Source organism: Cohnella faecalis (genome assembly GCF_003570905.1).
Taxonomy (GTDB): Bacteria; Bacillota; Bacilli; order Paenibacillales; family Paenibacillaceae; genus Cohnella; species Cohnella faecalis.
In genome coordinates this window covers 1-9,882 of record NZ_QXJM01000062.1, presented here as the reverse complement: position 1 = coordinate 9,882, position 9,882 = coordinate 1, and the positions used below count along the sequence as shown (strand labels likewise).

Here is a 9,882-nt window from a genome sequence, read left to right as displayed (position 1 = left end):
CGTTGCCTCACGCCTGCGTGGGTTGGCATGGCTGCTGCCCCCAGCCTACAAAACGATTGCCATGCTAAGCGGATATGAAGCGGCGAACGGCGCTGAAATAGCGCTGGGGCTATTTTTACCGTTGTTCTATGCGTTTTGGAGCAGTCATTTTTTGAGAAGGATGAACCGGAGATTGTTCTAAGATCGGACCCCGAAATTCGGAAGCCGAAAAATAGATAGCATAAATAACGTAAAATCGGTATCCGATTTCTTGACAGTGTTCATTCGGGATGATACTATGTTTGAGTGTGTGCCTGACGTGCACCATTCTGCTTGTATGGAGGTCGATGTCGGATGACAACGAACGACTACGGATTGCAGGCCGGGAACGTCAAGATTGCACCAAGCAGACGATCAAGACGGTGGAGCAGGGCGATGCCGCCGAGGTGTTCGTAGCGCAAGATGCAGATCCCCGTACGGTAGCTCGCGTCATTCAATTGTGCGAGCAGCTCGGAGTGAAGTTGACTTACGTCGACACGATGAGAAACCTGGGTAAAGCATGCGGCATTGAAGTGGCGCGGCGATGGCCGCAATCATAAGAGAATAAGCAAGCCGGGTTTGGACTGGCGCTTCATCGTACTTTTCGTACGGGAGGAAGCCGGGCGGACCCTTTCGCATTTCTCAAAATGAACCGCCTGGATCTGTGGGCTTCGCAAAGTGTGTCGGCTGTTCTGTTCTATTGCTTAACGTTCATGGGAAGGGGTGGCAACAATGCCAACAATTAATCAACTCGTTCGCAAAGGTCGTCAACCGAAGTGGTTAAATCGAAATCTCCTGCGTTGCAAAAAGGCTTCAATGCCCTCAAACGTATTGAGACCGATCTAAGCGCGCCTCAAAAACGCGGGGTTGCACCCGTGTAGGCACGATGACTCCGAAAAAACCGAACTCCGCACTCCGTAAATACGCGCGGGTACGTCTGACGAACCGTATCGAGGTGACCGCCTACATTCCGGGGATCGGCCACAATCTGCAAGAGCACAGTGTCGTGCTTATTCGCGGAGGCCGGTAAAAGACCTTCCGGGTGTACGTTACCACATCGTTCGCGGGCGCTCTGGATACCGCAGGCGTAAACAACCGGAAGCAAGCTCGTTCCAAATACGGCGCTAAGCGTCCGAAAGTCAAAAAATCGTAATGCGCAAGGAATCGTCCGACGCACTACAACATGAATAAGAAAGGAGGAACTTAGATGCCTCGCAAAGGACCCGTACCGAAACGGGACGTTCTCCCGGATCCGGTATACAATAGCAAACTCGTTACTCGTCTTGTCAACCGCATTATGATCGACGGTAAGAAAGGCGTTGCACAGCAATTGCTGTACGATGCGTTCAACCTCATTCAAGAGCGTTCCGGCAAAGACGCAATGGAAGTTTTCGAAGCTGCGATTAAGAACATCATGCCGGTACTTGAAGTTAAAGCCCGTCGTGTAGGGTGGTGCGAACTACCAGGTTCCGATTGAAGTGAAACCGGAGCGCCGCACGTCCCTTGGACTGCGCTGGCTCGTAAACTACTCCCGCAACCGCGCGAGAAGACGAGATGGTAAGAGGTTTGGCTGCCGAGATTCTCGACGCTTCCAACAACACGGGAGCAGCAGTTAAAAAACGCGAAGATACGCATAAAATGGCGAAGCGAACAAAGCATTCGCTCACTACCCTGGTAATCGAAGGGAGATCCACCATGTCAAGAGAGTTCTCCTTACAAAATACGCGTAATATCGGTATTATGGCGCATATTGACGCGGGCACCCACGAACCGGATTCTCTTCTACACCGGCCGCGTTCACAAAATCGGCGAAGTGCACGAAGGTGCAGCGACGATGGCGATGGAGGATGGAGCAGGAGCGCAGGAGCGCGGTATTACGATTACGTCTGCCGACGACGACCGCCCAGTGGAAAGGTCACATCACATATATTATCCGGTCGTTCACGTGACTTTACGGTAGAGGTCGAGCGCTCCCTGCGCGTATTGGACGGCGCCGTTGGCGTATTTAGCGCCAAAGAAGGCGTCGAGCCTCAATCCGAGACGGGTATGGCGTCAAGCCGACCGTTACGGCGTACCGCGTATCGCGTACGTTAACAAGATGGACATCATCGGCGCGGACTTCCTGAACGTCGTTAAAGACATGAAGGAGCGTCTCGGCGCCAATGCCGTCGCTATTCAATTGCCGATCGGCGCCGAGAATGAATTTGTCGGCATGATCGATCTGATCGAACGGATCGCTTATGTCTACAAAGACGATCTGGGCAAAGAGCCGGTAGAGTCGGAAATTCCGGCTAACTTGGCTGACCAAGTCGAAGAGCTTCGTGCGGAGCTTGTAGAGAAAGTCGCCGAGCTGGACGAAGAGCTGATGATGAAGTATCTGGAAGGTGAAGAAATCACCGTTCCCGAGCTGAAAGCGCTCTGCGCAAAGGCGTCTGCGAAGTGAAAATCTTCCCAGTCGTCTGCGGATCGTCCTACCGCAACAAAGGCGTTCAGCCTATGCTGGACGCTGTAGTAAGCTTCCTGCCTTCTCCGGTTGACGTGCCTGACATCAAAGGTACGCTGGACGACGGTACGGAAACGGTTCGCAAATCCGCAGACGATCAACCGTTCGCGGCGCTTGCGTTCAAAATCATGACCGACCCTTACGTCGGTAAGCTGACGTTCTTCCGCGTATATTCCGGCGTTCTGAACTCCGGATCGTACGTTGTGAATGCAACGAAAGGCAAACGTGAGCGTATCGGCCGTATTCTTCAGATGCATGCGAACAGCCGCCAAGAAATCAGCGAAGTATACGCTGGTGACATTGCAGCTGCCGTAGGCTTGAAGGATACGACGACAGGCGACACGCTGTGCGACGAGAAGAACCCGTTATTCTCGAATCGATGAACTTCCCTGAGCCGGTTATCCAGCTCGCGGTCGAGCCGAAAACGAAAGCCGACCAAGACAAAATGGGTATCGCTCTTCAGAAGCTCGCCGAGGAAGATCCTACGTTCCGCGCTCATACGGACGAGAAACGGGACAAACGATCATCGCAGGTATGGGTGAGCTTCACCTTGAAATCCTCGTTGACCGTATGCTCCGCGAATTCAAAGTCGAGACGAACGTCGGTAAACCGCAAGTAGCTTATCGCGAAACGTTCAAATCCGCGGCCAAAGTCGAAGGCAAGTTTGTTCGCCAATCCGGCGGACGCGGACAATACGGACATTGCTGGGTTGAGTTCCAACCGGTTGAAGCTGGCGTAGGTTCTCGTTCGAGAACAAAGTCGTCGGCGGTGCTATTCCTCGCGAATACATCGCTCCAATTCAAGCGGGTATCGAAGAATCGATGAAAAACGGCGTTCTGGCGGGCTTCCCGCTCGTGGACATCAAAGCCATCGTATTCGACGGTTCTTACCACGATGTCGACTCCAACGAGATGGCGTTCAAAATCGCCGGCTCGATGGCGCTCAAAGCGGCCAAAGAAAAATGTAATCCTGTTCTTCTCGAGCCGATCATGAAAGTCGAAGTTACTGTTCCTGAAGAGTACATGGGCGACGTAATGGGTATGCTGAACTCCCGTCGCGGTCGTATCGAAGGCATGGACACGCGCCACGGCGCTCAAATCATTCGTGCCAAGGTACCTCTTGCCGAGATGTTCGGTTACTCCACAACGCTTCGTTCCGGTACGCAAGACGCGGAGTATTCTCGATGGAGCTTTCGCACTACGAAGAAGTGCCTAAGTCGATTTCCGAAGAGATTATTTCCAAACACAAAGGCGCTTAAGCGCTCAACGATTTGTAAGCGGACGGGCAGGGGAGTCGCGGCGTAAGCCTCGATTCGCCGCCCGCCACCCTATAAATTCCTTTTACTTATAAGGAGGAGAAAAGTTACATGGCAAAGGCTAAGTTCGAACGTAACAAACCACACGTTAACATCGGTACGATCGGTCACGTCGACCACGGTAAAACGACGCTGACGGCTGCAATCACGACGGTTCTTTCGAAAAAATACGGCGGTGCTGCCGTAGCATTCGATCAAATCGACAAAGCTCCGAAGAGCGCGAGCGCGGTATCACGATTCCACCGCTCACGTTGAGTACGAAACTCCTAACCGTCACTACGCACACGTTGACTGCCCAGGACACGCCGACTATGTTAAAAACATGATCACCGGCGCTGCTCAAATGGACGGAGCGATCCTGGTTGTATCCGCTGCTGACGGCCCTATGCCGCAAACGCGCGAGCACATCCTGCTCTCCAAACAAGTAGGCGTTCCTTACATCGTCGTATTCTTGAACAAATGCGACATGGTTGAAGACGAAGAGCTGCTTGAACTGGTTGAGATGGAAGTACGCGACCTGTTGAACGAATATGAGTTCCCAGGCGACGACACTCCAATCATCCGCGGCGCTGCTCGTGAAGCTCTGCAAAACCCTGACGGTCCTTGGGCCGACAAAATCATTGAGCTGTTCGAGCAAGTCGACACGTACATCCCGCAACCAGAGCGCGATGTCGCTAAACCTTTCTTGATGCCAGTCGAGGACGTCTTCACGATCACGGGTCGCGGTACTGTTGCTACTGGCGCGTAGAGCGTGGAACGATCAAAATCGGCGACGAGATCGAAATCATCGGTCTGGTTGAAGAAAGCCGCAAATCCGTCGTTACGGGCGTTGAAATGTTCCGTAAATTGCTTGACTCCGCTCAAGCCGGCGACAACATCGGCGCATTGCTTCGCGGCGTTGACCGTAAAGACATCGAGCGTGGACAAGTTCTGGCAAAACCGGTTCGGTTAAGCCTCACACGGAATTCACGGCTCAAATCTACGTTCTGACCCAATCCGAGGGTGGCCGTCACAAGCCTTCTTCACGGTTACCGTCCGCAGTTCTTCTTCAACAGCGATTGGAGCATCAGTAACGGTAACGGTGATGTTGTCGCCTGGCATAACCATCTCAGTCCTTCTGGCAGATCGATGATGCCCGAACGTCAGTCGTCCGGAGTAGAACTGCGGACGGTAACCCGTGAAGAAAGGCTTGTGACGGCCACCCTCGGATTGGGTCAGAACGTAGATTTGAGCCGTGAATTCCGTGTGAGGCTTAACCGAACCCGGTTTTGCCAGAACTTGTCCACGCTCGATGTCTTTACGGTCAACGCCGCGAAGCAATGCGCCGATGTTGTCGCCGGCTTGAGCGGAGTCAAGCAATTTACGGAACATTTCAACGCCCGTAACGACGGATTTGCGGCTTTCTTCAACCAGACCGATGATTTCGATCTCGTCGCCGATTTTGATCGTTCCACGCTCTACGCGGCCAGTAGCAACAGTACCGCGACCCGTGATCGTGAAGACGTCCTCGACTGGCATCAAGAAAGGTTAGCGACATCGCGCTCTGGTTGCGGGATGTACGTGTCGACTTGCTCGAACAGCTCAATGATTTTTGTCGGCCCAAGGACCGTCAGGGTTTTGCAGAGCTTCACGAGCAGCGCCGCGGATGATTGGAGTGTCGTCGCCTGGAACTCATATTCGTTCAACAGGTCGCGTACTTCCATCTCAACCAGTTCAAGCAGCTCTTCGTCTTCAACCATGTCGCATTTGTTCAAGAATACGACGATGTAAGGAACGCCTACTTGTTTGGAGAGCAGGATGTGCTCGCGCGTTTGCGGCATAGGGCCGTCAGCAGCGGATACAACCAGGATCGCTCCGTCCATTTGAGCAGCGCCGGTGATCATGTTTTTAACATAGTCGGCGTGTCCTGGGCAGTCAACGTGTGCGTAGTGACGGTTAGGAGTTTCGTACTCAACGTGAGCGGTGGAAATCGTGATACCGCGCTCGCGCTCTTCCGGAGCTTTGTCGATTTGATCGAATGCTACGGCAGCACCGCCGTATTTTTTCGAAAGAACCGTCGTGATTGCAGCCGTCAGCGTCGTTTTACCGTGGTCGACGTGACCGATCGTACCGATGTTAACGTGTGGTTTGTTACGTTCGAACTTAGCCTTTGCCATGTAACTTTTCTCCTCCTTATAAGTAAAAGGAATTTATAGGGTGGCGGGCGGCGAATCGAGGCTTACGCCGCGACTCCCCTGCCCGTCCGCTTACAAATCGTTGAGCGCTTAAGCGCCTTTGTGTTGGAAATAATCTCTTCGGAAATCGACTTAGGCACTTCTTCGTAGTGCGAAAGCTCCATCGAGAATACTCCGCGTCCTTGCGTACCGGAACGAAGCGTTGTGGAGTAACCGAACATCTCGGCAAGAGGTACCTTGGCACGAATGATTTGAGCGCCGTGGCGCGTGTCCATGCCTTCGATACGACCGCGACGGGAGTTCAGCATACCCATTACGTCGCCCATGTACTCTTCAGGAACAGTAACTTCGACTTTCATGATCGGCTCGAGAAGAACAGGATTACATTTTTCTTTGGCCGCTTTGAGCGCCATCGAGCCGGCGATTTTGAACGCCATCTCGTTGGAGTCGACATCGTGGTAAGAACCGTCGAATACGATGGCTTTGATGTCCACGAGCGGGAAGCCCGCCAGAACGCCGTTTTTCATCGATTCTTCGATACCCGCTTGAATTGGAGCGATGTATTCGCGAGGAATAGCACCGCCGACGACTTTGTTCTCGAACGAGAAACCTACGCCAGCTTCAACCGGTTGGAACTCAACCCAGCAATGTCCGTATTGTCCGCGTCCGCCGGATTGGCGAACAAACTTGCCTTCGACTTTGGCCGCGGATTTGAACGTTTCGCGATAAGCTACTTGCGGTTTACCGACGTTCGTCTCGACTTTGAATTCGCGGAGCATACGGTCAACGAGGATTTCAAGGTGAAGCTCACCCATACCTGCGATGATCGTTTGTCCCGTTTCTTCGTCCGTATGAGCGCGGAACGTAGGATCTTCCTCGGCGAGCTTCTGAAGAGCGATACCCATTTTGTCTTGGTCGGCTTTCGTTTTCGGCTCGACCGCGAGCTGGATAACCGGCTCAGGGAAGTTCATCGATTCGAGAATAACCGGGTTCTTCTCGTCGCACAGCGTGTCGCCTGTCGTCGTATCCTTCAAGCCTACGGCAGCTGCAATGTCACCAGCGTATACTTCGCTGATTTCTTGGCGGCTGTTCGCATGCATCTGAAGAATACGGCCGATACGCTCACGTTTGCCTTTCGTTGCATTCACAACGTACGATCCGGAGTTCAGAACGCCGGAATATACGCGGAAGAACGTCAGCTTACCGACGTAAGGGTCGGTCATGATTTTGAACGCAAGCGCCGCGAACGGTTGATCGTCTGCGGATTTGCGAACCGTTTCCGTACCGTCGTCCAGCGTACCTTTGATGTCAGGCACGTCAACCGGAGAAGGCAGGAAGCTTACTACAGCGTCCAGCATAGGCTGAACGCCTTTGTTGCGGTAGGACGATCCGCAGACGACTGGGAAGATTTTCACTTCGCAGACGCCTTTGCGCAGAGCCGCTTTCAGCTCGGGAACGGTGATTTCTTCACCTTCCAGATACTTCATCATCAGCTCTTCGTCCAGCTCGGCGACTTTCTCTACAAGCTCCGCACGAAGCTCTTCGACTTGGTCAGCCAAGTTAGCCGGAATTTCCGACTCTACCGGCTCTTTGCCCAGATCGTCTTTGTAGACATAAGCGATCCGTTCGATCAGATCGATCATGCCGACAAATTCATTCTCGGCGCCGATCGGCAATTGAATAGCGACGGCATTGGCGCCGAGACGCTCCTTCATGTCTTTAACGACGTTCAGGAAGTCCGCGCCGATGATGTCCATCTTGTTAACGTACGCGATACGCGGTACGCCGTAACGGTCGGCTTGACGCCATACCGTCTCGGATTGAGGCTCGACGCCTTCTTTGGCGCTAAATACGCCAACGGCGCCGTCCAATACGCGCAGGGAGCGCTCGACCTCTACCGTAAAGTCAACGTGACCCGGAGTGTCGATAATATTGATGCGGTGACCTTTCCACTGGGCGGTCGTCGCGGCAGACGTAATCGTAATACCGCGCTCCTGCTCCTGCTCCATCCAGTCCATCGTCGCTGCACCTTCGTGCACTTCGCCGATTTTGTGAACGCGGCCGGTGTAGAAGAGAATCCGTTCCGTCGTGGTCGTCTTGCCCGCGTCAATATGCGCCATAATACCGATATTACGCGTATTTTGTAAGGAGAACTCTCTTGACATGGTGGATCTCCCTTCGATTACCAGCGGTAGTGAGCGAATGCTTTGTTCGCTTCCGCCATTTTATGCGTATCTTCGCGTTTTTTAACTGCTGCTCCCGTGTTGTTGGAAGCGTCGAGAATCTCGGCAGCCAAACGCTCTTCCATCGTCTTCTCGCCGCGGTTGCGGGAGTAGTTTACGAGCCAGCGCAGTCCAAGGGACGTGCGGCGCTCCGGTTTCACTTCAATCGGAACCTGGTAGTTCGCACCACCTACACGACGGGCTTTAACTTCAAGTACCGGCATGATGTTCTTAATCGCAGCTTCGAAAACTTCCATTGCGTCTTTGCCGGAACGCTCTTGAATGAGGTTGAACGCATCGTACAGCAATTGCTGTGCAACGCCTTTCTTACCGTCGATCATAATGCGGTTGACAAGACGAGTAACGAGTTTGCTATTGTATACCGGATCCGGGAGAACGTCCCGTTTCGGTACGGGTCCTTTGCGAGGCATCTAAGTTCCTCCTTTCTTATTCATGTTGTAGTGCGTCGGACGATTCATCCTTGCGCATTACGATTTTTTGACTTTCGGACGCTTAGCGCCGTATTTGGAACGAGCTTGCTTCCGGTTGTTTACGCCTGCGGTATCCAGAGCGCCGCGAACGATGTGGTAACGTACACCCGGAAGGTCTTTTACCGGCCTCCGCGAATAAGCACGACACTGTGCTCTTGCAGATTGTGGCCGATCCCCGGAATGTAGGCGGTCACCTCGATACGGTTCGTCAGACGTACCCGCGCGTATTTACGGAGTGCGGAGTTCGGTTTTTTCGGAGTCATCGTGCCTACACGGGTGCAAACCCCGCGTTTTTGAGGCGCGCTTAGATCGTCTCAATACGTTTGAGGGCATTGAAGCCTTTTTGCAACGCAGGAGATTTCGATTTAACCACCTTCGGTTGACGACCTTTGCGAACGAGTTGATTAATTGTTGGCATTGTTGCCACCCCCTTCCCATGAACGTTAAGCAATAGAACAGAACAGCCGACACCACTTTGCGAAGCCCACAGATCCAGGCGGTTCATTTTGAGAAATGCGAAAGGGTCCGCCCGGCTTCCTCCCGTACGAAAAGTACGATGAAGCGCCAGTCCAAACCCGGCTTGCTTATTCTCTTATGATTGCGGCCATCGCCGCGCCCACTTCAATGCCGCATGCTTTACCCAGGTTTCTCATCGTGTCGACGTAAGTCAACTTCACTCCGAGCTGCTCGCACAATTGAATGACGCGAGCTACCGTACGGGATCTGCATCTTGCGCTACGAACACCTCGGCGGCATCGCCCTGCTCCACCGTCTTGATCGTCTGCTTGGTGCCAATCTTGACGTTCCCGGCCTGCAATCCGTAGTCGTTCGTTGTCATCCGACATCGACCTCCATACAAGCAGAATGGTGCACGTCAGGCACACACTCAAACATAGTATCATCCCGAATGAACACTGTCAAGAAATCGGATACCGATTTTACGTTATTTATGCCTATCTATTTTCGGCTTCCGAATTTCGGGGTCCGATCTTAGAACAATCTCCGGTTCATCCTTCTCAAAAAAATGACTGCTCCAAAAAACGCATAGAACAACGGTAAAAATAGCCCCAGCGCTATTTCAGCGCCGTTCGCCGCTTCATATCCGCTTAGCATGGCAATCGTTTTGTAGGCTGGGGGAGCAGCCATGCCAACCCACGCC

9 protein-coding genes and 6 pseudogenes are annotated in these 9,882 nt (G+C 53.0%); 9 read left to right on the top strand and 6 right to left on the bottom strand.

What is annotated here, in order from left to right; translation table 11 throughout:
• The 9 genes and pseudogenes from D3H35_RS33280 to D3H35_RS35250 all read left to right on the top strand — a co-directional run.
• On the top strand, nt 1-181 hold a 181-nt coding region (locus D3H35_RS33280), incomplete at its 5' end, for a hypothetical protein (RefSeq protein WP_233568241.1).
• A gap of 145 nt (nt 182-326) precedes the next feature.
• Nucleotides 327-578, top strand: a complete 252-nt coding sequence (locus D3H35_RS29505) for a ribosomal L7Ae/L30e/S12e/Gadd45 family protein (protein ID WP_119152629.1) — start codon at nt 327-329, stop codon at nt 576-578.
• Between the two features lie 172 nt (nt 579-750).
• Nucleotides 751-1,171: pseudogene (gene rpsL, locus D3H35_RS29500) on the top strand (30S ribosomal protein S12).
• A 54-nt stretch (nt 1,172-1,225) separates the two neighbouring features.
• Nucleotides 1,226-1,748 (top strand): annotated as a pseudogene (gene rpsG, locus D3H35_RS29495) (30S ribosomal protein S7).
• A pseudogene (gene fusA / locus D3H35_RS29490) lies at nt 1,714-3,779 on the top strand (elongation factor G). Before rpsG (D3H35_RS29495) ends, fusA (D3H35_RS29490) begins: the two co-directional pseudogenes overlap by 35 nt.
• A 108-nt stretch (nt 3,780-3,887) precedes the next feature.
• Nucleotides 3,888-4,091: a GTP-binding protein gene (locus D3H35_RS35265; protein ID WP_411675195.1), complete on the top strand. Its 204-nt coding sequence runs from the start codon at nt 3,888-3,890 to the stop codon at nt 4,089-4,091.
• Nucleotides 4,030-4,584 (top strand): GTP-binding protein, encoded by a 555-nt coding sequence (locus D3H35_RS35260; RefSeq protein ID WP_411675198.1) that lies wholly within the window; start codon nt 4,030-4,032, stop codon nt 4,582-4,584. The genes D3H35_RS35265 and D3H35_RS35260 overlap by 62 nt, the downstream gene beginning before the upstream one ends.
• 11 nt (nt 4,585-4,595) lie before the next feature.
• Nucleotides 4,596-4,826 carry an EF-Tu/IF-2/RF-3 family GTPase gene (locus tag D3H35_RS35255; protein ID WP_411675197.1) on the top strand — a complete coding sequence of 77 codons (231 nt, stop codon included), beginning with the start codon at nt 4,596-4,598 and terminating at the stop codon, nt 4,824-4,826.
• Nucleotides 4,814-4,909 (top strand): hypothetical protein, encoded by a 96-nt coding sequence (locus D3H35_RS35250; protein ID WP_411675196.1) that lies wholly within the window; start codon nt 4,814-4,816, stop codon nt 4,907-4,909. Before D3H35_RS35255 ends, D3H35_RS35250 begins: the two co-directional genes overlap by 13 nt.
• A gap of 22 nt (nt 4,910-4,931) precedes the next feature.
• On the opposite strand, the pseudogene D3H35_RS33275 reads toward D3H35_RS35250, so the two are convergent.
• The 6 genes and pseudogenes from D3H35_RS33275 to D3H35_RS29460 form a co-directional block, all read right to left on the bottom strand.
• Nucleotides 4,932-5,354: pseudogene (locus D3H35_RS33275) on the bottom strand (EF-Tu/IF-2/RF-3 family GTPase); the annotation flags it as partial.
• Nucleotides 5,354-5,992 carry a GTP-binding protein gene (locus tag D3H35_RS33270; RefSeq protein WP_233568240.1) on the bottom strand — a complete coding sequence of 213 codons (639 nt, stop codon included), beginning with the start codon at nt 5,990-5,992 and terminating at the stop codon, nt 5,354-5,356. The gene D3H35_RS33270 and the pseudogene D3H35_RS33275, both read right to left, overlap by 1 nt.
• 62 nt (nt 5,993-6,054) lie before the next feature.
• Nucleotides 6,055-8,175 carry an elongation factor G gene (fusA, locus tag D3H35_RS29475; RefSeq protein ID WP_119152628.1) on the bottom strand — a complete coding sequence of 707 codons (2,121 nt, stop codon included), beginning with the start codon at nt 8,173-8,175 and terminating at the stop codon, nt 6,055-6,057.
• Between the two features lie 17 nt (nt 8,176-8,192).
• A complete protein-coding gene (rpsG, locus tag D3H35_RS29470) occupies nt 8,193-8,663 on the bottom strand; it encodes a 30S ribosomal protein S7 (RefSeq protein WP_119147587.1) in 471 nt (156 codons plus the stop codon).
• Between the two features lie 57 nt (nt 8,664-8,720).
• Nucleotides 8,721-9,141: pseudogene (gene rpsL / locus D3H35_RS29465) on the bottom strand (30S ribosomal protein S12).
• A gap of 166 nt (nt 9,142-9,307) precedes the next feature.
• Nucleotides 9,308-9,561: pseudogene (locus tag D3H35_RS29460) on the bottom strand (ribosomal L7Ae/L30e/S12e/Gadd45 family protein).
• Nucleotides 9,562-9,882: the final 321 nt, after the last annotated feature.

Excerpts from the sequence above, each read along its gene's own strand:
- D3H35_RS35265 (WP_411675195.1), top strand. The coding sequence starts at position 3,888 with ATGGCAAAGGCTAAGTTCGAACGTAACAAACCACACGTTAACATCGGT.
- fusA (WP_119152628.1), bottom strand. The coding sequence starts at position 8,175 with ATGTCAAGAGAGTTCTCCTTACAAAATACGCGTAATATCGGTATTATG.
- rpsG (WP_119147587.1), bottom strand. The coding sequence starts at position 8,663 with ATGCCTCGCAAAGGACCCGTACCGAAACGGGACGTTCTCCCGGATCCG.
- D3H35_RS29505 (WP_119152629.1), top strand. The coding sequence starts at position 327 with ATGTCGGATGACAACGAACGACTACGGATTGCAGGCCGGGAACGTCAA.
- D3H35_RS33270 (WP_233568240.1), bottom strand. The coding sequence starts at position 5,992 with ATGGCAAAGGCTAAGTTCGAACGTAACAAACCACACGTTAACATCGGT.